The sequence below is a fragment of the Myxosarcina sp. GI1(2024) genome (assembly GCF_053543375.1).
Map to the genome: position 1 here is coordinate 85,895 of NZ_JBKGTY010000001.1, position 21,703 is coordinate 107,597.

Genomic DNA, 21,703 nt, shown 5'->3' on the forward strand with positions numbered 1-21,703 from the left:
ATATGACATCTAGTAATATCTGTTTGGGTATTATTGGTGGCGGGATAATGGCAGAAGCTATTTTGTCCCGCCTTGTCGCACGGCAAATTTATGCGGCAGACCAAATATTAGTTAGCGATCCTCAAGCACGGCGCCGCGAGTTTTTGCAACAGCAATTTGGTGTCGGGATAACCTCAGACAATCAGCAGGCTGCAAGAGCTTCAGAAATTTTACTTTTAGCAGTCAAGCCTCAAGTTTTAGATGCCGCAGTTGCCGAACTTAGCCCCCATCCAAAAAATCTTGTCGTTTCCATTCTCGCAGGAATACCTCTAAGTAGATTGGAAGCTGCTTTTCCTCAAAAACCAGTTGTCAGAGTTATGCCCAACACTCCTGCTACTATAGGAGCGGGAATTTCGGCAATTGCTCCAGGTAATTATGCCCGAAGCGAGCATATTCAGCAAGCTAAAGCTCTACTAGGAGCAGTTGGTGAGGTAGTAGAAGTACCAGAGTCGCAGATGGATGCAGTTACGGGTTTATCTGGTTCTGGTCCCGCTTTTGTGGCGCTCGCCATTGAAGCTCTAGCAGATGGCGGAGTAGCATCGGGCTTGCCCAGAACAATCGCCCTTAAATTATCAATTCAGACGGTTTTAGGTACCGCCAAACTCATTCAAGAATCGGGAATGCACCCGGCAGAATTAAAAGACCGAGTTACTAGCCCTGGTGGCACGACAATTGCAGGAGTAGCCGAACTAGAAAGCAGAGGATTGCGTTCGGCATTAATTGAAGCAGTAAAAGCTGCTAACGCTCGCTCTCAGCAAATGGGTAAGTAGGTTTACTTAACTTTCTCTTAGAATTAGCCAGATATGATTTAAATTGTTGGCATTCTGGAAATATGCGTCGATAATTGTCTAAAAGACTGAATACAATATTTACTTGCTTGCCAAGTATAGTGGCTCGAGCGAATCTTTAGTTCTTGTAGTATAAAAATATGCATATGGCCTCTGCCAAAATTCTTGTTGTAGACGACGATCCAGCAATCCGCAATCTAATCTTTCGCTTTCTCAATCAGAAAGAATATCAGTTAGAGTCTGCCGCAGACGGAGAATCTGCCCTAAAAATATTTGAGCAATTCAACCCCGATTTAGTCATCCTCGATGTCAATCTACCCGATGCCTTGGGTTACAATCTGTGCGAGGAGATGCAAAGTCGTACCGACGTATTTATATTATTGTTAACTAGCCGTTCCGATGCGGCTGATAAAAAAGAAGGATTTATTAAGGGAGCAGACGATTATTTAACCAAACCTTTCGATCTTTTGGAATTAGAATATCGCGTTAAGGCAATCTTAAAACGTCAGCGAACGGTTACGACCTCCGAAAAACAACCCCTTATTTTTAATAACTTAGAAATCAATCCCGTACGGCGAGAAGTAAAAATCAACAACCGTCTCGTCATACTTACTGCTCTAGAATTCGATTTGCTACATTTTTTAGCAACTCGCCCAGGACGAGTCTGGCGTAGAGAAGAACTAATTCAAAACGTTTGGGATTATGAGTACGTTGGCGATCAGCGCGTAGTAGACGTTCACATCGGACAAATTCGCAAGAAAATTGAAGCAGATCTTTCCGAACCTTCCTACATTCAGACAGTTAGGGGTGTTGGTTATAAGTTTGAAGTTGAATCTTAGCTGAAGGTCAATAATAGCTCTAAAAAAATGCTCTAGTTAGAGTCTTTTACCAACGCATCTCAGACTGCCGATTGATTTTACAGCCAAAGTACTCATTCATTAGGCAAACTGGAAAATTCGGCTTCTTGAGTTTTATTGGATTCGGGAGAATTATCGCGATCGCCTTCTAGTTCGGCGTTCATTTCTACCGATTTTTCTAATTGCCGGGCTTCGCGCTTGAATTCACTTTCAAATTCCTTGGAGGCATCCTGGAAACCCCGAATAGCTTTGCCCAAACTGCGACCGATTTCCGGTAGTTTTTTAGGTCCAAATACCAATAAGGCTACTACCATAATCAAAGCCATTTCCGGTAAGCCAATGCCAAAAATATTCATACTCTACATTAGATTTTTTAAAAGCATTTACGAATATTATGACAGAAAAAAACCCCGATACACGGGGTTCGTACTTTATTTTCCTATTTTGCTTAGCTTCAATAATTAACTAATAAAATTATTGACTTAAGCTCCGCCAGTCTACATTAATTCCTTCCAATAAAAGAGAAGAGTTGTAAAGTTGCAAAATAATCAACAGAAAAACTAAAAATAAGAGCATGAAAACTCCCATCAGAGGTGTCGTACCCCAACCGGGAGCAACTTTACCATATTCTGAATTTAATGGTTTGAGGAGATTTCCCAAACGAGTTTGCTGTGCCATAGTTCACCAACAATTTATCTAAGCTAATTTTCGTAAACTTCTGTAATATTATAAAGTAAGAGTAATCATTATTTATTTAGCTTATGGAACCTGCAATAGTTCTTATTATCAGTATTGGAGCAATACTGGTTGCCGTTACCGGATTTTCTATTTACACTGCTTTCGGTCCTCCATCAATGGATTTAAGCGATCCTTTTGAAGATCATGAAGATTAAGGTTGACTAATCACAAGAGTGAAAATTATTTCCACAGTTAATTTCAGCATCTCATTTAGCAAAAAATAGCAATCTAAGTATAAATAACGAACGCTGCTTTTTAGCACGAATCTTAATAAATAGTCAAATACTGAGTTTAATCCGTAGATATCTGGTTAACTAGAACTGTGATTTTTAGAATTTATCGGAGTAAACAATGACTAAACTACGCAACATTTTAATCGGAGCTGGTATTGCGGCTGCGGGTGCAATTGGTACTAAAAAAGCAGTAGACTATTTTCGCAATCGCGGTAAAGAAGAGGTTGTGGATGAAAGTCAGGGGGATGTGGAATCGACAGCTCCTGACGAAGTAGCTTATGTTAGCGTCGAACCCGATTCGGTTCGCGATTTTCTCGATAAAAGCTTTGGTAGTCCTGGTCGTTATGTTCCCACTCGTGCCCCCAAGATTTTTGAATATCAAGACGAGCAGTATATGGTGATTTGGGCAGAAGATACCCAGAAAGATAAAAACCAAATGATGGCTTTTAAATATACCGATGCCGGTCGCAAAATGGTTGCTAGCGTGGGCTATACCAAAAATGAAACTGACTACAATCTCAACCTAGACAATACGGACTTTGCAATAGAAGTCAACGGAAAAAAGATGACTTCGGGACAGAGAACGACTGAGGGTACAGACGAAGTTGATTTTGTTTTAGCTTAGTTTCTAACATAATGATTATTAAAATTTCAATTGCCGCCGATTCTCGGGGATCGGTGGTTTTTTGTTGGTTAGAGTTCGATGCCAATCCTTATTTTAGTTGCTAAACTTATTACGGAGTCGTCATTCGATCGAGTAAATTGAAGGTCGGTCGCCAGCATCGATAGCCCATAAACTAAAAACCAACAATAGTTACATCTAATACCCAATTTTTAATCGATCGCGCTACAATCGCCTGCAATAGTGCGGTAGTTAAGGTTAAGTAATAAATGGTTGGTTATCTTATTTTCCTGACAATTTCAGTAGGATTGTTTGCCTTATTTGCCTTGGGTTTAAACCTGCAGTGGGGCTATACTGGCTTGATTAATTTCGGACACGTAGCCTTTATGACTGTAGGTGCCTACGCTACAGTATTATTGAGTGCTCGGGGGGTACCGTTAATTATTGCAGTCCTTGGCGGAGCGGCGATCGCCGCCTTGTTGGGTTTGGCAATTGGTATCTCTACTCTCAGATTGCGAGAAGACTATTTAGCTATTGTTACTATTGGCGTTTCCGAACTATTACGCCTGATCGCACTCAATGAAGAATGGTTGACCCAGGGAGCATTTGGCGTACAGCGATATCCTCTGCCACTCAGTGGTTTCGATCCCAATCCCTTACAAAAATACATGGCGATCGCCATACTGACTTTGCTGGCAATTTTTGCTGTCGCTCAACTGTGGCAGGGATTGCGCAGACAGTGGCAAGAAGGTAGAGAAATTAAGGGCAAAAGCTACCAGCCGACTAAACTAATTAGTTTGATTATTTGGGGCATTATCGGTCTGGCTTTGATTCTAACCGTATATATCAACGGCTGTATTGCTTTGTTAGATTACAGCTACAAGGCAGGTTTGATGTTGTTAGTCCTCATAACTCTGGCTTTAGTTTATTGGGGTTTACAGCTATTGGTAAAATCTCCTTGGGGAAGAGTATTAAAGGCAATTAGAGAAGATGAGACCATCCCGAGAGCTTTGGGTAAAAACGTATTCTGGTATAAACTACAGGCTTTGATGTTAGGTGGTGCGATTGCGGGAATTGCTGGAGCTTTTTATGCTTGGCAATTGACTACGGTCTATCCGAGTAATTTCGAACCATTAGTTACTTTCAACGCTTGGACGATGGTAGTTTTAGGCGGTGCGGGAAGTAATGCCGGTACTCTTTTAGGGGTAGTTATTTTCTGGGCTTATGATGCTCTGACTCGTTTTTATCTACCAAGATTGGGCTTGCTGACTAGCTCGGATCTCGGTGCATTTCGGATTATGGTAATTGGTTTAATTTTAATGGTCTTAATGATTTGGCGACCTCAAGGAATTTTGGGTAAAAAAGAGGAATTAACTCTAGGAAAATAAATTTCTTAAAAGTGCTTCAATTACTACTTGGTATGGAAAGCGATCGCCTTTCTTGATTCGAGCAAAATATAGTAACGTTCGAGCGGTTATTGATGTCGCAATATTCGATAAATTCATGCAAACTACCACCATTTTTGCGCTCGGGAGATGTAGTTACAGTCGTGGCTCCTAGTGGAGCACTCAAAGAAACCGAAGTGGCAGCAGCAGGAATAGAAATCTGGCGATCGCAAGGTTTTCGAGTCAAATTAAGCAGTAATTATCAATCTAGGTATGGTTATTTGGCAGGAGAGGATCTTGAAAGAAGACAGGCATTAGCCGCAGCTTGGCAAGATCCCCAATGCAAGGCAATCATCTGTCTTCGTGGTGGTTATGGCAGCGCAAGGTTATTGGAAGATTGGAGTTGGCAGCAAAAAAGCACGATTTACCCAACTTATATTACTAACCCTAAATGGCTCATCGGTTTTTCTGATGTGACCAATTTGCTTTGGAATCTGGCTAGAGAAGGTATCGCCAGCCTGCACGCTCCCGTATTGACTACCTTAGCGTCAGAGCCACAATGGTCGATTGCTCGTCTGTTTGACTGTTTGCGGGGCGGCACTCTCGCACCATTGCAGGGTGTGGGTTGGGGAGGTGGCAGAGCTCAAGGAATTTTACTACCGGCAAATCTAACTGTTGCCACTCACTTATTGAGAACGCCGCTTCAACCTTCATTAGCTGGAGCTATTTTAGCTTTTGAAGACGTTACCGAATATCCCTATCGCATCGATCGCCTGTTGACTCAATGGCGATTGATGGGGGCGTTTAAAGATGTCAAAGGGATTGCTCTGGGTCGTTTTAGTCGCTGCGAAGCTCCTCGAGGAAGTAATAGCTGGACGATAGAAACGTTGCTGCGCGATCGCTTGGGAGATTTAAATCTTCCCATTGTTTCCGAATTACCTTTCGGACACGATGGAGCTAACGCTGCTTTATTAGTGGGAAGACCAGTCCAATTAGATGGAGAATCGGGTACCCTAAGCTGCAACTTGTCCTAAGCTGTAAGTATGGTTGAATATTGGCTATTCGCTCGACCATTAAATTACTAAAATCTAGATAGTTAGGAGAAACTACTGTGCCTCATACTATTGTTACCGAAACTTGCGAGGGAGTAGCAGATTGTGTCGATGCTTGTCCCGTAGCGTGCATTCATGAAGGACCGGGAAAAAACGCCAAAGGACATAACTGGTACTGGATTGATTTTGCTACCTGTATTGACTGTGGTATATGTTTACAAGTATGCCCGGTCGAAGGAGCAATTGTGGCAGAAGAAAGACCAGAGCTACAAAAAACTCCCAACTAACTGTCCAACTAACTCTCAACAGCAGAGAAGCTCTGACTCGGAGGATAACTAAACGATCGCCATAAATCAGTCGTTCGGAGTTGCTGACTCGATAACTATGTCTATTGCCAAGCCGAGAGCCTATATTTTTCAGGGTTCACTAACTGCGGAGACGAGCTCCGCCAATAATTAGCAATCTTTTTTACCCCTCTCAATCTCTGTTTTTACAGAGAGGGGTAGAAAAAGGTGTTTGAGTCGTGCGAGTAGAGATTGCACGAACCGTTATTAGAAATCATTCAGCCAATATATTATTTATACGACAAATGGGCGATGCAAACTATTAATCATTTATTTACCATTTTATTTATCGATCCATTTAGCTCTTAGCAACTGCTTAATAATTAGATATTTTCATGAATAGATGGAGTAAAAGATTTGCCATAGGACTAGTGGGATTGGTTTTATTCATGTCCCTGTCAGTGTTTCCTACTATAGCTCGCGACACTCCTCAGTTTTCCATTTTAGACAGTGAACCACAGCAGACTGAACCATCAGAGCCCTCAGTAACTCCATCACCTCTAGCACCAGGTATGAGGGATCCTCAAGAATTTGCCGCTTTTGCCAATGAGTTTTTCCAACAGCAACTATCTCAGACAAAAATTCCGGGTGCGGTTATTTCGGTAGTCAAAGATGGTGAAATCTTGTTTAGTAATGGCTATGGTTATGCAGAACTTTCCTCAAAAACTCCTGTAGACCCAGATCGCACTTTATTTCGCGTGGCTTCTCTTTCCAAGCTATTTACGGCAACTTCGGCAATGCAGCTTTACGAAGAAGGACTATTAGATATTCATCAAGATGTCAGTCCCTATTTAGAAGACTGGGAGCTAGAAAATCCCTACTCACAACCAGTAACTGCGGCTCAGTTGATGATGCACGTTGATGGTGCTACTCAGCGTTTAATCGGTCTAGCTGCAGACACAGAAGCCAAAATGAAGCCTCTGGAAGAGTATTTACCAGAGCATATGCCGCCAATTGTTTATCCTCCAGGCAAATTTTACAGCTACTCCAATCACAGTATTGCTTTACTAGGTTTGCTAGTAGCCAAAATTTCGGGTCTTCCGTTTCCAGAATATGTCGCTCGCAATATTTTCCAACCCTTGGAAATGAACCGAAGTAGCTTTCTTCAACCGCCACCACCAGAGTTGGAAAATGACTTGGCTACGGGATACCAGATCCAAAATAGTCAACCCCAACCCGTTCCTTATCTCTACCTTAATATCGCTCCTGCTGCAGCTTTGAGTACTACTGCGACGGATATGGCTCATTTTATGCTGGCTCATCTACAGCTCGGACGCTACCAAAATAGCCGAATTTTAACTCCAGAAACGGCGCGAGAGATGCACCAAACTCACTACAAAATTCATCCTCAGTTACCGGGAACGAGTTACGGTTTTCGTGAGCGGTTGGTCAATAACAAACGAGCCATTGGACATTTAGGTAGTTTAAGAGGATATTCTAGTTCTTTAACTTTACTTCCCGAAGAAAATATCGGTATTTTTATTGCGGTTAATAGTTTTAGCAATCTACATGGGGAATTTCTCGCCAAATTTTTCGATCGCTATTTTCCTTCACCGACAACCTTCAATCCTCCCGAGTCACCAGAACTAACCCAACAACAGCCAGCTCGTTTTGTCGGAACTTATCGCGATATGGAATACCCGCGATCGACCATTGCCAAGCTAACGGGAATTTTTAAACACATTCGCGTGGTTGAGAATAATGATACTCTACGAGTCACAACTCCCAATCTCTTTTTCTTACGACAGTTTCCAGGTACAGATCTCTTTCCTACAGAACAGCCGAGATTGTTTCGCCGACAAGACGGTTCTTATGTGTTTTTTACTGAAAGTGAAACTGGTGAAATTACCCATGTTTCCAATCCTCTCTATCCTAAAATCGGTACTTACCAGCGAGTTGCCTGGTATGAAACAGCCAAGGTTCAATTAGGGATATTGGCTGTTTGCGCGATCTTGTTTGTCGCTGTCATTTTTACCGATGGAATTGTCCCTATATTTAAAGCCTTAAGAGGTAAGAGCGAACAATTTTCCCAGTTGACTGCGGCTCGAAAGGTAGCTCTGGCGATCGCTATTTTGAATTTAGTTTTTTTAATCGGTTTGCCGTTGTATCTGTGGCTATGGGGAGCGTGGAAACTGGCTTATAGCGTTCCTATCGTAGTTACAATTTTCTTCGTTCTGCCCATATTAGCGACGATTTTAACTGTAATTTTATTAGTGCTATTGGTTCGAGTTTGGCAGAAAACTTACTGGTCGTGGCAGCGACGTACTTACTATACTCTAGTTACCGTTGCCGCGATCGCCTTTATTCCCTGGCTCAACTATTGGAATTTACTAGGATTTCAATTTTAGTTAGTCGATTGTCTAGAGTAGAACGGTTTCATTTTGCGAAAAAAGCCAAATTTTGTGTTTCTAGGATTAGTTATTATATGAAATCAAAAAAAAGAATGCTACACATAGATTTTGAGAGGCAAGAGGCAATCCCAATGAATAAAATTCACCAACATCAATGAAAGTAGTTTTTATATTCTGATTGGGTTACTTTCAAGTTTAAAGAACTACTCTCTATACTTAATTTTCTCATTCGTAGCAAAAATTTAAGTCTTTCATAAGACTAGGGAAATCTCTATCTCAGCAATTTTATCCCTCTGCTGTCAGACTCCGAAAACTATAGCAAATTCTAAGTTCTGTGCCCATTATCTACTATGCGATCGCGGAGTTTTTTCTGAATAGAAATTTTTTTAGGTGGGCGGATGACGGAAATTTGACTACAAATGGCTCAATGAATTGATATTGTTTCCCTTGAAAACCTTTTCCTAATATGAAATATCCGAAAGTGACAGAAGAGGGATACATCAAAGATCGAACCCTATATAGATGCTTTTGAGATGTTTGCAATTCTATTTTGTAGATATATTGCTCGAAAATGAAAATTATTAAATGAATACGACCAATACAGTCAAACAACTAGCCACACTCAAAAAAATTCGCCGTCTCTCTCGATTGTTAGACACTGCCATTGGTATTCCAGGTACTAAATTCCGTATCGGTTTAGATCCTATTTTGGGTCTAATTCCTGGTGGCGGAGATTTGATTACTGCTGCTTTTTCTCTCTACATTATCTTTCTAGCTACTCGTTTCAAATTGCCTGGCGAAAAAATCAATAAAATGCTGTGGAACATCGGTTTAGAAGCAGTAGTCGGTATGGTTCCTTTGTTTGGCGATATCTTTGATGCCTACTATAAATCTAATATCCGCAACTTAGAAATTTTAGAAAATCACCTACAGGAAGTAAAACCAGAACTAGAAGAACTCGCAGACACCAAATCAAATAGTGCTGTAGCTACTTCTCGATCTGGCTATTAGTCCAATTTCGAATACTGTTGGGAAACCTTATCCAAAAACTTCAAGCCGATTTTTTTCTAAGTACTGCAATTCCTCCAGTATTCCGGGTACGGTCGAGCGTAACGCCTGATGCACCGCTTCCATTTTTACCAAGTCTGGCTGATGAGTCCATTCGCTCATAAAGAATTTCTTTACTTCAATAGCTAGTACGCAACCAGAACGGGGAAAGTGTTGATGAACCCACTCGGCAAAATGCCCTCCCATAAACTTAATGTTTTCTCGGACATCTAACTGCCTGCCGAGAAAATCGAACTGGCGCATATCTTCGATAAAGCGTTCGACTACGGGTTGCCAATATTCTCTGTGGAGACTTCCGGTACCTAAATTAATCTCTGGGTTGTACGACTCATCGGCAGGGGGAGCGTGTCTTCCTTGACGATAATGATTGTAGGTGTGCAAGTCGTAAATAACAAAACGTCCGTACCTTTGCTCTAGGGATTTACAGATTCTTCCGACAGCAGCATAGAAAGCATCATACTCGGCTAAAGAGCGTTCGATTATAGCCTCAGAAGGCATTTCTTTCCAAATCTGCATCCCCCAAGCATCTTCAGGCTTAAGATAAATCGCTCGATTTCGGGGACGATTGAGATCGAGTTCGAAACGCGATCGCAAAACGATTAGTCTCGTTTCAGCAATGTCTGTCCAGGCAGCCGTAAAGGGGTCTTCTTCTCGCTTGCGGTTGTCTTTACTAATAGCTAGTAATTGCTCTACTTCAGAGCGCACATAATGACCATCGTGAAGTGCTACGGCAACGAACGGTTGATGTCCCTCTCTTAATACCCAAAGCTGCGACATATTTGAAGTTTGTTGGTTTGTTGGTATAAATTGGTGACAAACTAGTAATCTTTTTTTTACATTACTCCAATGACTGAAAAACATCTGTTAAATATAAACATCAATAGACCGAAAATTTATTAGACAATTGTCAACTAAGTAAATGGACTAAATTAAAGTTAACTGTGAAGGTTAGGAGACAGGAGACAGGAGTAATAAAGATTTTAGGCAAGCTACTAACTCTTGTTATTTTGCATTTAATTCTGTCTACCTACTTATAGGATGCTTAATGTAGCTTATGTAAATCTCGCCAGAGGATACAAAAGTGTTTTGAACCAACAGTTTTGAAGGAAAGTTGGGTTTTATATAGAGGATTGTCGATCGCCGATAACTAATAACTGATAAATTGATAGTTGTTTATTTCAAGAGGATAGAAGTTTGGCTACTCGCGTTATCATCGTTCGACACGGACAAAGCACCTACAATGCAAAGCAATTAATTCAAGGTCGTTGTGATGAGTCGGTTTTGACCGAACGAGGCATTGTCGATGCTCAAACCGTAGGTAAGACTCTGCAGGATATTCCCATCGATGCAATTTATTGTAGTCCGTTACAGCGAGCCAAACAAACCGCCGAGATAATTCACTCCAGTCTGAATAATCTTAGTACTTTGCAGCCTGTAGATAAATTGATGGAAGTCGATTTACCTCTTTGGGAAAAACTCAGCAAACAACTAGTCAATGAAAAATTTGCCGATGATTACCGCCAGTGGAAACAGCAGCCCCATCAATTTAAAATGATCTTGGAGGGAGGCAAAGAACATTATCCTGTAATCTCTCTTTACCAACAGGCGCAGCAGTTTTGGCAAGAAATCATTCCTCAGCATCGCGGACAGACCATCTTAATTGTGGCGCACAACGGCATTAATCGCTGTTTGATTATGACCGCCATCGGCATGAGTAGCGATCGCTATCATTCAATTCAACAGTCCAATTGCTGTATTAACGTACTTAATTTTACCGGAGACTACAACAACGATCCCGTACAATTAGAATCTCTCAATCAAACCGCTCATTTAGGCGTTTCAATTCCGCCAACTCGCCCCAATCATCTCGGACCTCGTTTACTTTTGGTACGTCATGGGGAAACTCAATGGAATAAAGAATCTCGCTTTCAGGGAATTAGAGACATTCCCCTCAATGAAAATGGCAGAGAACAAGGACGCAAAGCCGCTCAATTTCTGAAAAATCTTTCCCTTGATTTTGCCGTAACTAGTCCTCTATTACGTCCCAAAGAAACAGCCGAGATTATCCTAGAGCATCATCCGGAAATAGAATTAGAAACCACTGACGAACTCATTGAAATTTGTCATGGTTTATGGGAAGGTAAACTAGAAACGGAAATTGAAGCCAACTTTCCCGGTTTGCTGGGGCAGTGGAAACAAGCTCCCGAAACCGTACAAATGCCGGAAGGGGAAAATTTACAGCAGGTCTGGGATCGGGCAATTGCTGCCTGGGATAAAATAGTCGCTAAGTTTAGTAATAGCGGTCGCCCCCTCACCGGTATCGTGGTCGCTCATGATGCGATTAATAAAACGGTCGTCTGTTACTTGTTAGGTTTAGAACCCAAAAACTTCTGGAATATCAAACAGGGTAATGGCTCGGTTAGCGTTATTGACTATCCCCAAGGTGCATCGGGACCACCAGTTTTGCAAGCAATTAATATTACTACCCATTTAAGTGGAAGTGTTTTGGATAAAACTGCTGCAGGTGCGCTTTAAGATGAAATCTAAAAAAGAATGCTATGGCAGAAGGCAGAAGAAGAAATTATTGGCTTTATCCACTTTAGTCATCTGTAGTAAACATTGCAGAACAATTAATCTTAATAGTAATAGTGATAGTGGGTTGAGTTTCGTTGCTCGACACAACCCCTAACTTAACCCAAACATACAGCTCGAACTCGGTCGCAAATCAACAATCGACAATTAACAATTCAGAAGTTACGCACTTCAATTACTTGCGCTAGACTAAAAGCAAGACGGATAGCGGTACACACCCCCACGTTGCTAGCGGATCGCAAGATAAACATTGCACGCTGGGAAAGCATTTTAAACTCAACTGCGTAACTCCTGCAATTAATAAAATAATAAAAATGTCCTTTCAACTGCCGACTATTTTAGCGTTAGATTTTGATGGCGTTGTCCTTGATGGCTTAGTTGAGTATTTTGCCACTACTAAAAAGACTTATCAGCAAATCTGGCGAGATTGCGCCATTGACGAAGAGTTGGCACCTAGATTCTATCGACTGCGCCCCGTAATTGAAACTGGCTGGGAGATGCCTCTATTATTACGGGCATTAGTTTTAGATATCGATGAAGGAGTTATTTTACGAGATTGGTCGGCTGTAGTAGCTCAAATTATGAGAACCGAACGGCTAGATAAACAAGTCTTAGCCCAGAAATTAGATAGTGTCAGAGATAGCTGGATTGAAGAGGATTTAGAGGGCTGGCTGGGATTACATCGTTTTTTTCCGGGAATCATCCCTCGCCTTCAGCAAATAATTGATTCTCTAACCAAATTGTATATCGTCACCACCAAAGAGGGGCGTTTTACTCGACAATTATTGCAACAACAGCAGATTGACTTACCGGCAGCCAACATTATTGGTAAAGAAAGCCAAAGACCTAAATATGAAACCCTGCGAATTTTAAAAGATACGGCAAGGGACGACAATATTAGTATTTGGTTTGTCGAAGATCGCTTGAAAGCCTTACAACAGGTAACACGACAGCCGGATTTGCAACCCGTTACCAGATTGTTTCTCGCCGACTGGGGATATAATATCGAGCGCGATCGCCAAATTGCCCGTCAGGATTCTCAAATTCAGTTATTGTCTTTACAGCAGTTTGGAGAAGATTTTAGCAACTGGTAATGCTACTAGCGATCGCCACTCGTACTTTATTACTTGTTTGAACTGCTATTTGAACTGCCAGGACTTACGCACTTCAGCACTCTAAACCTTGATTTACCGTTACTGACTCGCTGCTCAAACAACGAAATTTCATTCAACTGCGTAAGTCCTGACTGCCATTTAAGTATCGTTGAGAATTTTGAGCCAAAATTCCGTATTTGGGTGCAAACACCATGGTTACGATAAATACCATGGTTAAAAGTACCACGATCGCGCCTCCAGTAGATACATCTAGATAATAGCTGAGATAAGTTCCCATCACACAAGAGAAAACACTGGTTGCCAGGGAAATCCATAACATGCGATCGAAGCGATCCGTCAATAAATAGTCTGTCGATCCAGGTGTTACTAACATCGCAATGACTAGAATAATACCTGCAGTCTGTAGAGCAGTTACGATGGTAAGAGCCAGTACGGTAAGTAGAGTATAGTACATCAACTGAGTGTTAAGACCGATCGCCTTAGCGTGGTTGGGGTCAAAACAAAACAGCAGCAAGTCTTTGCGCCGCAGTAAAATCACTACCAGAGTAATCGTGCCGACAATAATAGTTTGAATCATATCCTGTTGCGAAATTCCTAGGACGTTGCCAAACAAAATGTGAAACAAATCGATATTGCTGGGAATTTTGGTAACTAGCACCAAGCCAAAGGCAAAAAATCCGGTTAAATACCACCCCAATCACTGCATCTTCCTTCAGGCGGGTTTTTGATTTTACATAGCCAATAGCTACCGTTGCTCCAAAACCAAATAAAAACGCCCCTACAGCAAAAGGAATCCCAAGGGCATAAGCAACCACTACCCCAGGCACAACTGCATGAGAAACATCACCCATGAGCGACCAGCCCTTGAGCGTAATATAGCAAGAAAGCACCGCACACACCAATCCGACAAAGGCACTTACCCAGATGGCTTGGACTAAAGACTCATACTGCAAGGGTTCGACTAACCAGTTCCAGAGAGGAATGGCAGCAAATATCTGACTCATGAATCTTCTTCAGTTTTGTAGAACATCGGACTCAGGCTATTATTGACTGATAGACTGTTGAAGGTCATCTCGAGGTTTTCTTCGGTTAAAGTTTTTTCAGTCTTTCTAGAAGCTAGAATAGTTTGGTTGAGGAGAATGATGCGATCGCAAAAGCTAGAAATAGAAGCTAAGTCGTGAGTAGAGATCGAAATTGTGTGTCCTTCTTCTCTCAATTGTAAGAGCAAATAGATAATGCGTTTCTCGGTTTTGATATCTACCCCAGTAAAAGGCTCATCTAGCAAAAACACCTTACCTTTTTGGGCTAAAGCTCGTGCTAAAAACGCCCGGTTTTTTTGACCTCCAGAGAGTTCGCAAATTTGATGATGGCGAAAGTCACTCATCTCAAACCTTTCGAGACTTTCCATCACTAGACACCGATCTTGGGCACTAGAAATTCGCAGCAGGTTCATATAGCCATAGCGACCCATCATCACTACATCATAGATATTTATGGAAAAATTCGAGTCTACTTCGTCCGACTGAGGCATATAAGCCCTCAACTGCTGCTGTTGTGCCTCTCTAACTGAAATCCCACCAATGCGAATTTTTCCCTGAGTGAGCTGTAAAAACCCCATGATAGATTTGAACGAGGTAGACTTGCCACTGCCGTTCGGTCCTTATAGAGCGGTAATGGTGCCTGGTTCTACATTCCTGTTAGCATCGTATAGAGCTAGTCGAGCATTACTGTAAGTAACGCTGAGGTGATTTTATAGTAACATTTAGTAATTTAGTCATAGATTGCGCGATCGCCATTATTTCATAATTTTGAGTAAGGAAAGGCTGAGTCGTACCTTTTACTCAACATTTAACTGCACTTTTCAGTTCTCAATTACCCTTTGTACTTGTTTGGGAGTAAACTGCTGCTCGGCATTAATCGACCACATATAAATTTCTTTTAGGTCATAGTCGCGAGCAAGATAGGAAAATGCTCCTTATCGTATCATTTTCTTTTCATATTTATTTCATAATTTACTTAAAACTGCACTCGTGCTTAAACTTATTGCACCGAAACGAGTTAGTCTCAACAGAAATAGAGCTTACCCTGGGTAGACTCAAAAACTGTAGGTCATATTTAAAAGCGATCGCCATGAAGGTAGCCAAAAAAAAGAACCATGAAAGGGAAACGGTTTGCCATCTTTGAATTTAGCTTAAGGACGGTCAGCTCAGGCTATGTTACTATTAGAGCCAAACAATCAGTCGGTATAGGTTAACCATGAAACTCTCAGAATATAACAAAATGCCTACCGTAGCAGCTCTGATGAAACCATTTCCCTATTTTGCTCGATCCGACAACACTGTTGCTGAGATCGACAGGTTGATGAAGCAGCATCAGATTCGACACATACCGATTAAGCAAGGGGAGCAAGTGGTAGGAATTGTTTCGGAGCGAGATTTGCGCTGTATGAGAAGTCCGGCACTTTTACTACCCGATCCTGAAGAGATTCTTGTTGCTCATGTTCAAGTTAATAACCCTTATACAGTAGAAATAACTACTCCACTTAATCAGGTCTTACACGAAATGTCTGAGAAAAAGATCGGTGCCGCAGTGATAGTCAAGTCAGGAAAATTAGCAGGTATTGTTACTGTTACTGATATTTGTAGCGCCTTGTCCGAACTGTTGACAGCCCAATTTAGTCAATTTCCCGTTGCTTGAGTTCTACAGAAGAGTCTACTCGAGTACACTTAGAATATTTAATGATCTTCTTTACTTAAAAATTGAACAACTTGCCGATTAAATTCATCAAGATTGACTAGAAATACCCAATGATTGCCAGAAACTTGTTTAATTTGCAAATTAGATAAATAATGTGACATCTATTTCGCTCGATGTTGAATTACCATTTGCTAAACTTTTCAAAAAGATAAAGTCGGATTCAACCAAATTGAAATTTCTTGTTTTAGGCGAGATAAATCTCTCGAAAAACTTTGATTGAACCATTGCCCGAGCGCATCTATCGGAGTATATACTTCTCCAGTTTGCCACTGAATTTCTTGGCTTAAAGGAGTTAGGTGATTGCCCGGAAGATTTAAGAGAGCCACCATATTAGGAAACCGCTGTTGTAATAAAGAATTGAGCTCGACTGTTTGATCGATATTATCATTAGTAAATTTCACTAACAGATTGCGGCGAATGGGGTAATTTTTAGCAATTAATTCCTGAGTTTCTGTCGGTGAAGGGCTAAATTCAAGCTCGAAAACCGGAGCTAAATTGAACTGTTCGATAAAAGGAATGGCACGATTGACAGGATAATTATTAAAAGAAATAAGAATGTTACCCGCTCTTTCGACATTGTAGATACTACCGATAAGAAGATGCAGCTTACAACCCATGCTGTGTCCGATGCCATAAATTGGTAAGTAACGTTGACCCAATTTATTGGTTCGGTGCAAGCGATCTAAGATAGTTTCAAAGCGATTTAAAACTTCACGGGCGATCGCCAAATGATCTAAAGTATTTAAAAAGGGCGTGGCAATAACTGCATATCCCTCTTTCCCAATTCGTTCGAGAAGCAAACGATACGATATTTGTGGTGCCGTAGCTACAAATGCTCCTCCTAAAAAATGGATGATTCCCCTAATGTCTCGTTGTGGGAGATATATCCAGCCCCCCGAAATTTCCAACCATTCCATAAATTTCGATTGTGTTTGCGGTGACAATTTTAGATTTTTACCTGAGGCTCTGGTAAAACTACCATAACGAACTAGAGCAAAAAAATGGTAGAGAATAATCAATTCTCTACCGGATCGATCTAACTATTGTTTTAGGAGTTATGAAGATGGAAGTAATTCCAATTTTTCTTTTTGAGGTAGAATTTTTACTTTTCCTTCTTCATCAACATCTACTACAGCCGTATCTCCTTCACCTAAGCGACCAGAGAGGATTTCTTCTGCTAGAGCATCCTCTAACAGGCGCATAATTGCTCGACGTAAAGGACGGGCACCGTAGGCAGGGTTGTAACCTTCATCTACCAAACGATCTTTGAACTTCTCAGTAACTTCTAGAGTAATTTCCTGCTCGGTTAGACGGGTAAACAGTTCTTTGAGTAAGATATCGGCAATTTCTTTGACTTCTTCTTTGGTCAATTGACGGAAGACGATGATTTCATCTAAGCGGTTGAGAAATTCGGGACGGAAGTAGCTCTTGAGTTCTTCGTTGACCAGAGAACGGATGCGATTGTATTTTGCTTCCTGCTGGTCGTCAGCAAATTCAAAACCAAGACCGCCACCACCTTTTTCGATTACTTTGGAACCGATGTTAGAAGTCATAATTAACAGCGTATTTTTGAAGTCCACCGTTCTACCCTTAGCATCGGTTAAGCGACCGTCTTCTAAAATCTGCAACAGCATATTGAAGATGTCGGGGTGGGCTTTCTCAATCTCGTCAAACAAGACTACGGTGTAGGGACGACGACGGACTGCTTCGGTAAGCTGACCGCCTTCATTGTAACCTACATACCCTGGAGGCGAACCAATAAGTTTAGAAACCGTATGACGCTCCATATATTCGGACATATCGAGGCGAATCATTGCTTCTTCCGAACCGAAGAAGTATGTAGCTAAGGCTTTGGTAAGCTCGGTTTTACCTACTCCGGTAGGTCCAGAGAAGACAAAACTAGCAATGGGTCGGTTGGGATTTTTCAAGCCGACTCTGGCGCGTCTGATGGCTCGAGAAATTGCTTTGACTGCATCTTCCTGACCGATAATCCGCTGATGGAGTGTATCCTCCATGTGTAGTAGTTTTTCCGATTCGGATTCGGTAATCTTGTTAACCGGTACGCCAGTCCAGGAAGCGACAATGTGTGCGATTTCTTCTTCATCCACTACGGGTGAAGAATCTACCCCATCCTGTTCGTTTTTCTTGCTAGAGGCGATATTGCGAATTTGCTCTTTAATTTCCATTTCCCGATCGCGTAATTCTCCCGCGCGATCGAAGTCCTGGGATCTGACCGCATCGTCTTTTTGCTTGAGTACGTCTCTCAGCTCTTTGTCTAATTCTTTCGCCGCTGGAGGTAGCTGAGAATTGATCAAACGGACGCGAGAACCGGCTTCATCGATTAAGTCGATCGCTTTATCTGGTAAGTAGCGATCGCTAATGTAGCGGTCGGACAGTTTGGCTGCGGCTTCTAGAGCTTCATCCAAGATTTTCAACTTGTGGTGTTGTTCGTAACGTTCCCGCAAACCGTAGAGAATTTCAATGGTTTCTTCTACAGAAGGTTCTCCTACCTGTACTGGTTGAAAACGGCGTTCTAAAGCCGCATCTCGTTCGATGTGCTTGCGGTATTCATCGAGAGTGGTAGCACCAATGCACTGTAGTTCGCCTCTAGCTAAGGCTGGTTTGAGAATATTCGCCGCGTCGATCGCTCCTTCTGCCGCTCCCGCGCCAATTAGAGTATGAACCTCGTCAATTACTAGAATTACGTTTCCAGCTTGGCGAATTTCATCCATAATTTTTTTCAGACGTTCTTCAAATTCGCCGCGATATTTAGTTCCTGCGACCAACAAGCCAATATCTAGAGTAACTACTCGTTTTTCTTCGAGAATATCGGGAATATCTTTGTTGGCGATACGTTGTGCTAACCCCTCGGCGATCGCGGTTTTACCTACCCCTGGTTCGCCGATGAGTACGGGATTATTTTTAGTACGTCTGCCCAAAATTTGGATTACTCGCTCGATTTCTTTTTGTCTGCCGACTACGGGATCTAGTTTACTTTCTGCCGCCATTTGGGTCAAATTGGAACCAAATTCGTCGAGAGTCGGAGTCTTATTTCGCCCTTGTCCGCTAGATCCTGCGGCAACTTCTGCAGTTTCACCGAGCATCCGAATTACCTGGGTGCGGACTTTAGATAGGTCTACACCCAGATTTTCCAACACTCTAGCTGCAACCCCTTCACCTTCTCTAATCAAACCGAGAAGCAAATGTTCCGTACCGATATAGTTATGCCCTAACTGGCGGGCTTCTTCTAACGATAGTTCGAGGACTCTTTTGGCTCTAGGAGTAAAAGGTATTTCGACAGCGACAAAGCCAGAGCCGCGACCGATAATTTTCTCAACTTCGATGCGAGCGTCTTTGAGATTGACTCCCATCGATTTAAGAACTTTGGCGGCGACACCAGTGCCTTCACCGATTAAACCTAAAAGTATTTGTTCTGTTCCTACAAAGTTGTGACCCAGGCGGCGTGCTTCCTCCTGAGCTAGCATAATTACTTTGATTGCTTTTTCTGTGAAGCGTTCAAACATAACCTATTTCCATCACCTGCTGCTTGCCCTGTTAAGCTGATTCTAGCACAGCATCCCAGTTGACAGATTATCGGATCGTGGGCGAATGGGTAGGGTAAACCCCAGTAATGATTCTCTTAACAACGTTTTTCGAGAATATAGTTAGGATACAGGCGATCGCATATTTGTTGTTGACAAATAGTTAATTCTTGTTGAAATTTCGGAGCATCGATTGCCTGGCGCCACAAAATCAAGGCATCTTCTCCCGTGTTGGGATAATATTTTCTCCGTTTACCAGCGATCTCAAAGCCAAAGTTTTGATATAAATTTAAAGCTTGTCGATTGCTGGCAGCAACTTCTAAAGTGGCTCGCTCGAGTTGATATTTATTTACTGCCAGATCTAGTAGAGCACAAAGTAACAATTTTCCCAACCCCTGTTGGCGATATTGAGGAGCGATTCCCAACAAAGTGATATGAGCTTCTCGCAAGATTGCCCAAAAACAGCCAATGCCAATTACTCGATCGATTGAATTAATTGGCTCAGTTTCTAATAAGGCAATTAAGCAACTATTGGGGCTATCGAGTTCGCGTCGATAACCTGCCTCAGACCACAAACCACCGAAACATAGTCGATCTAAAGCCAAAACTGCTGGTATTTCTTGGGTCGTAAGCAAATTAATTTCTAAAATTTTCACGTAATCTAACTGTACACTAAAAATATAGGATTCATTTATTGAGATAGCTGACCGAATCTTGGAGTCAGCTAATTTATTTAATTTAATTAATCCCTTTCAAAATTTAAATAAACATAAGTTATGCTTTCAGCCAATCCTAGTTTGCAGAATACTAGTTATCGTTACTTACCCAAAATTAGTAGCTTAGAATTTCCTCCATCACCCAATCAAGAATTATTACCATTAACTGCCAGAGTCAATCGTGAAGATAAGTTAGAAATTGGCGGTTGTGAACTCGGTCTTTTAGTAGAGCAATTTGGTTCTCCTTTGTACGTACTAGACGAGTTTACCTTGAGAACTGCTTGCCGACAGTATTGCGATAGTTTTGCTACTTACTATGGCGGCGAATCTCAAGTTATTTATGCTTCTAAAGCTTGGAGTTGTCTGGCAGTATGCCGCATTATCGATAGCGAAGGATTGGGATTTGATGTAGTTTCGGGAGGAGAGTTATACACTACCCTTAAAGCAGGAGTCAGCAGTGACAAAATTTATGTTCACGGTAATAATAAATCGCCAGCAGAATTAAAGTACGCTCTCGAAACTGGCTGTACGATAATAGTCGATAATTGGCTGGAGTTGAAAACCCTCGCTGCTATAACGGCAAAAACCGAAGGGGTAGTCAAGATGATGGTGCGCCTGACTCCTGGAATTGAATGTCACACTCACGATTATATTCGCACGGGACATTTAGATAGTAAATTTGGTTTTGACTCCCAGCAAATTGATGCAGTTTTTCGTTTCATCAGCCAACAGTCAAAGCTCAACTGTATCGGTTTACACGCTCATATTGGTTCGCAGATTTTCGAGCGTCAACCCCATCAAGACTTGGCAGGAGTATTAGCAGAATGGCTTTGTAAAGCTAAAGAATATGGCTTACCGGTTAATACCTTAAACGTAGGAGGCGGTCTGGGTATCCGCTATACTGAAGCTGACGATCCCCCCAGTATTTCCGAGTGGGTTAAAGCGGTAAGCGAAGCAGTAGAATCTGCCTGTATTCACCAACAACTACCGTTACCCAAGCTGATCGCCGAACCTGGGCGCTCTCTAATTGGCTCAGCTTGTGTTACTGCTTATACAGTAGGCAGCAGCAAGGAAATTCCTGAAGTACGAACTTATATCGCTGTCGATGGGGGAATGTCGGATAATCCCCGTCCAATTACCTATCAATCGGTTTATCGAGCCGTAATCGCTAATCGGATGTCGGCACCTCTGACCGAAAAGTTAACAGTTGCAGGAAAACACTGCGAATCGGGAGATGTCGTAATTAAAGATGCTTCTTTACCCATAACCAAATCGGGAGATATCTTAGTAGTAATGGGTACGGGAGCGTACAACTATAGCATGGCATCTAACTATAATCGTATTGGTAGACCCGCAGCTATTTTAGTCAATCAAGGAGAAACCAATCTGATTATCGAACGAGAAACCTATCAAAATTTGGTAGAGCGCGATCGCTTGCCCGAAAGGTTGGTAGATTCAGAAGATAATGTAAACTAATAAATTAAATATAAACAGTTTTTGTTTA

19 protein-coding genes and 3 pseudogenes are annotated in these 21,703 nt (G+C 41.8%); 13 read left to right on the forward strand and 9 right to left on the reverse strand.

The genetic code is table 11. The features are described from left to right. Positions 1-2: 2 nt before the first annotated feature. Both proC and ACLFKQ_RS00445 read left to right on the forward strand, forming a co-directional pair. Positions 3-809 carry a pyrroline-5-carboxylate reductase gene (gene proC / locus ACLFKQ_RS00440; protein WP_448997977.1) on the forward strand — a complete coding sequence of 269 codons (807 nt, stop codon included), beginning with the start codon at positions 3-5 and terminating at the stop codon, positions 807-809. 158 nt (positions 810-967) lie between these two features. Next, positions 968-1,666 carry a winged helix-turn-helix domain-containing protein gene (locus ACLFKQ_RS00445; RefSeq protein ID WP_448997978.1) on the forward strand — a complete coding sequence of 233 codons (699 nt, stop codon included), beginning with the start codon at positions 968-970 and terminating at the stop codon, positions 1,664-1,666. Between the two features lie 92 nt (positions 1,667-1,758). Here ACLFKQ_RS00445 and ACLFKQ_RS00450 read toward each other — a convergent pair whose 3' ends face one another. Together ACLFKQ_RS00450 and psbH are read right to left on the reverse strand one after the other, a co-directional pair. Continuing rightward, positions 1,759-2,040 (reverse strand): TatA/E family twin arginine-targeting protein translocase, encoded by a 282-nt coding sequence (locus tag ACLFKQ_RS00450; RefSeq protein WP_448997979.1) that lies wholly within the window; start codon positions 2,038-2,040, stop codon positions 1,759-1,761. Between the two features lie 118 nt (positions 2,041-2,158). Beyond that, complete coding sequence (gene psbH / locus ACLFKQ_RS00455) at positions 2,159-2,362, reverse strand: photosystem II reaction center phosphoprotein PsbH (RefSeq protein ID WP_448997980.1); 204 nt, start codon at positions 2,360-2,362, stop codon at positions 2,159-2,161. A gap of 83 nt (positions 2,363-2,445) precedes the next feature. Between psbH and psbN the strand changes: the two genes are divergently transcribed. The 7 genes from psbN to ACLFKQ_RS00490 all read left to right on the forward strand — a co-directional run bounded on the left by psbN (position 2,446) and on the right by ACLFKQ_RS00490 (position 9,420). Beyond that, entirely contained in the window at positions 2,446-2,577 is a 132-nt protein-coding gene (gene psbN, locus ACLFKQ_RS00460) for a photosystem II reaction center protein PsbN (RefSeq protein ID WP_448997981.1), read from the forward strand. 196 nt (positions 2,578-2,773) lie between these two features. Continuing rightward, positions 2,774-3,280, forward strand: coding sequence for a hypothetical protein (locus tag ACLFKQ_RS00465; RefSeq protein ID WP_448997982.1), 507 nt, complete (start codon positions 2,774-2,776; stop codon positions 3,278-3,280). A gap of 266 nt (positions 3,281-3,546) precedes the next feature. Next, complete coding sequence (locus ACLFKQ_RS00470; protein WP_448997983.1) at positions 3,547-4,665, forward strand: branched-chain amino acid ABC transporter permease; 1,119 nt, start codon at positions 3,547-3,549, stop codon at positions 4,663-4,665. Between the two features lie 92 nt (positions 4,666-4,757). Further along, positions 4,758-5,696 (forward strand): S66 peptidase family protein, encoded by a 939-nt coding sequence (locus tag ACLFKQ_RS00475; protein WP_448997984.1) that lies wholly within the window; start codon positions 4,758-4,760, stop codon positions 5,694-5,696. Between the two features lie 77 nt (positions 5,697-5,773). Then, the gene (locus tag ACLFKQ_RS00480; protein WP_448997985.1) at positions 5,774-6,001 is read left to right on the forward strand and encodes an indolepyruvate ferredoxin oxidoreductase subunit alpha; all 228 of its coding nucleotides are present in this window, start codon (positions 5,774-5,776) and stop codon (positions 5,999-6,001) included. 392 nt (positions 6,002-6,393) lie between these two features. Beyond that, positions 6,394-8,406 carry a serine hydrolase domain-containing protein gene (locus tag ACLFKQ_RS00485; RefSeq protein WP_448997986.1) on the forward strand — a complete coding sequence of 671 codons (2,013 nt, stop codon included), beginning with the start codon at positions 6,394-6,396 and terminating at the stop codon, positions 8,404-8,406. Between the two features lie 588 nt (positions 8,407-8,994). Further along, a complete protein-coding gene (locus tag ACLFKQ_RS00490) occupies positions 8,995-9,420 on the forward strand; it encodes a DUF4112 domain-containing protein (RefSeq protein ID WP_448997987.1) in 426 nt (141 codons plus the stop codon). Between the two features lie 27 nt (positions 9,421-9,447). Here ACLFKQ_RS00490 and ACLFKQ_RS00495 read toward each other — a convergent pair whose 3' ends face one another. Beyond that, positions 9,448-10,254, reverse strand: coding sequence for an N-formylglutamate amidohydrolase (locus ACLFKQ_RS00495; RefSeq protein ID WP_448997988.1), 807 nt, complete (start codon positions 10,252-10,254; stop codon positions 9,448-9,450). 417 nt (positions 10,255-10,671) lie between these two features. Between ACLFKQ_RS00495 and ACLFKQ_RS00500 the strand changes: the two genes are divergently transcribed. Next, entirely contained in the window at positions 10,672-12,012 is a 1,341-nt protein-coding gene (locus tag ACLFKQ_RS00500; RefSeq protein WP_448997989.1) for a histidine phosphatase family protein, read from the forward strand. A gap of 371 nt (positions 12,013-12,383) precedes the next feature. Then, positions 12,384-13,163 carry an HAD family hydrolase gene (locus tag ACLFKQ_RS00505; RefSeq protein WP_448997990.1) on the forward strand — a complete coding sequence of 260 codons (780 nt, stop codon included), beginning with the start codon at positions 12,384-12,386 and terminating at the stop codon, positions 13,161-13,163. A gap of 133 nt (positions 13,164-13,296) precedes the next feature. Here the strand turns inward: ACLFKQ_RS00505 and ACLFKQ_RS00510 are convergent. The 3 pseudogenes from ACLFKQ_RS00510 to ACLFKQ_RS00520 form a co-directional block, all read right to left on the reverse strand. After that, positions 13,297-14,188, reverse strand: a pseudogene (locus tag ACLFKQ_RS00510) (metal ABC transporter permease). Then, positions 14,185-14,962: pseudogene (locus tag ACLFKQ_RS00515) on the reverse strand (metal ABC transporter ATP-binding protein). Before ACLFKQ_RS00515 ends, ACLFKQ_RS00510 begins: the two co-directional pseudogenes overlap by 4 nt. Before the next feature lie 89 nt (positions 14,963-15,051). Continuing rightward, positions 15,052-15,159: pseudogene (locus tag ACLFKQ_RS00520) on the reverse strand (metal ABC transporter solute-binding protein, Zn/Mn family); the annotation flags it as partial. A gap of 281 nt (positions 15,160-15,440) precedes the next feature. Here ACLFKQ_RS00520 and ACLFKQ_RS00525 point away from each other — a divergent pair. Then, positions 15,441-15,881, forward strand: coding sequence for a CBS domain-containing protein (locus tag ACLFKQ_RS00525; protein ID WP_448997991.1), 441 nt, complete (start codon positions 15,441-15,443; stop codon positions 15,879-15,881). A 200-nt stretch (positions 15,882-16,081) separates the two neighbouring features. Here ACLFKQ_RS00525 and ACLFKQ_RS00530 read toward each other — a convergent pair whose 3' ends face one another. From ACLFKQ_RS00530 to rimI, 3 genes are all read right to left on the reverse strand, one after another. Beyond that, complete coding sequence (locus tag ACLFKQ_RS00530) at positions 16,082-16,858, reverse strand: DUF1350 family protein (protein WP_448997992.1); 777 nt, start codon at positions 16,856-16,858, stop codon at positions 16,082-16,084. A gap of 138 nt (positions 16,859-16,996) precedes the next feature. Continuing rightward, positions 16,997-19,465 (reverse strand): ATP-dependent Clp protease ATP-binding subunit, encoded by a 2,469-nt coding sequence (locus ACLFKQ_RS00535; protein WP_448997993.1) that lies wholly within the window; start codon positions 19,463-19,465, stop codon positions 16,997-16,999. 116 nt (positions 19,466-19,581) lie between these two features. Further along, a complete protein-coding gene (gene rimI, locus ACLFKQ_RS00540; protein WP_448997994.1) occupies positions 19,582-20,139 on the reverse strand; it encodes a ribosomal protein S18-alanine N-acetyltransferase in 558 nt (185 codons plus the stop codon). Between the two features lie 120 nt (positions 20,140-20,259). Between rimI and lysA the strand changes: the two genes are divergently transcribed. Further along, positions 20,260-21,675 carry a diaminopimelate decarboxylase gene (gene lysA, locus ACLFKQ_RS00545; protein WP_448997995.1) on the forward strand — a complete coding sequence of 472 codons (1,416 nt, stop codon included), beginning with the start codon at positions 20,260-20,262 and terminating at the stop codon, positions 21,673-21,675. Positions 21,676-21,703: the final 28 nt, after the last annotated feature.

What these genes read in the sequence shown, in the direction of transcription:
- ACLFKQ_RS00490 (WP_448997987.1), top strand. Translation starts at nt 8,995, where the DNA reads ATGAATACGACCAATACAGTCAAACAACTAGCCACACTCAAAAAAATT.
- proC (WP_448997977.1), top strand. Translation starts at nt 3, where the DNA reads ATGACATCTAGTAATATCTGTTTGGGTATTATTGGTGGCGGGATAATG.
- ACLFKQ_RS00485 (WP_448997986.1), top strand. Translation starts at nt 6,394, where the DNA reads ATGAATAGATGGAGTAAAAGATTTGCCATAGGACTAGTGGGATTGGTT.
- ACLFKQ_RS00445 (WP_448997978.1), top strand. Translation starts at nt 968, where the DNA reads ATGCATATGGCCTCTGCCAAAATTCTTGTTGTAGACGACGATCCAGCA.
- ACLFKQ_RS00535 (WP_448997993.1), bottom strand. Translation starts at nt 19,465, where the DNA reads ATGTTTGAACGCTTCACAGAAAAAGCAATCAAAGTAATTATGCTAGCT.
- psbN (WP_448997981.1), top strand. Translation starts at nt 2,446, where the DNA reads ATGGAACCTGCAATAGTTCTTATTATCAGTATTGGAGCAATACTGGTT.
- ACLFKQ_RS00530 (WP_448997992.1), bottom strand. Translation starts at nt 16,858, where the DNA reads ATGGAATGGTTGGAAATTTCGGGGGGCTGGATATATCTCCCACAACGA.
- ACLFKQ_RS00450 (WP_448997979.1), bottom strand. Translation starts at nt 2,040, where the DNA reads ATGAATATTTTTGGCATTGGCTTACCGGAAATGGCTTTGATTATGGTA.
- psbH (WP_448997980.1), bottom strand. Translation starts at nt 2,362, where the DNA reads ATGGCACAGCAAACTCGTTTGGGAAATCTCCTCAAACCATTAAATTCA.
- ACLFKQ_RS00470 (WP_448997983.1), top strand. Translation starts at nt 3,547, where the DNA reads ATGGTTGGTTATCTTATTTTCCTGACAATTTCAGTAGGATTGTTTGCC.
- lysA (WP_448997995.1), top strand. Translation starts at nt 20,260, where the DNA reads ATGCTTTCAGCCAATCCTAGTTTGCAGAATACTAGTTATCGTTACTTA.
- ACLFKQ_RS00465 (WP_448997982.1), top strand. Translation starts at nt 2,774, where the DNA reads ATGACTAAACTACGCAACATTTTAATCGGAGCTGGTATTGCGGCTGCG.
- ACLFKQ_RS00525 (WP_448997991.1), top strand. Translation starts at nt 15,441, where the DNA reads ATGAAACTCTCAGAATATAACAAAATGCCTACCGTAGCAGCTCTGATG.
- ACLFKQ_RS00475 (WP_448997984.1), top strand. Translation starts at nt 4,758, where the DNA reads ATGTCGCAATATTCGATAAATTCATGCAAACTACCACCATTTTTGCGC.
- ACLFKQ_RS00495 (WP_448997988.1), bottom strand. Translation starts at nt 10,254, where the DNA reads ATGTCGCAGCTTTGGGTATTAAGAGAGGGACATCAACCGTTCGTTGCC.
- ACLFKQ_RS00505 (WP_448997990.1), top strand. Translation starts at nt 12,384, where the DNA reads ATGTCCTTTCAACTGCCGACTATTTTAGCGTTAGATTTTGATGGCGTT.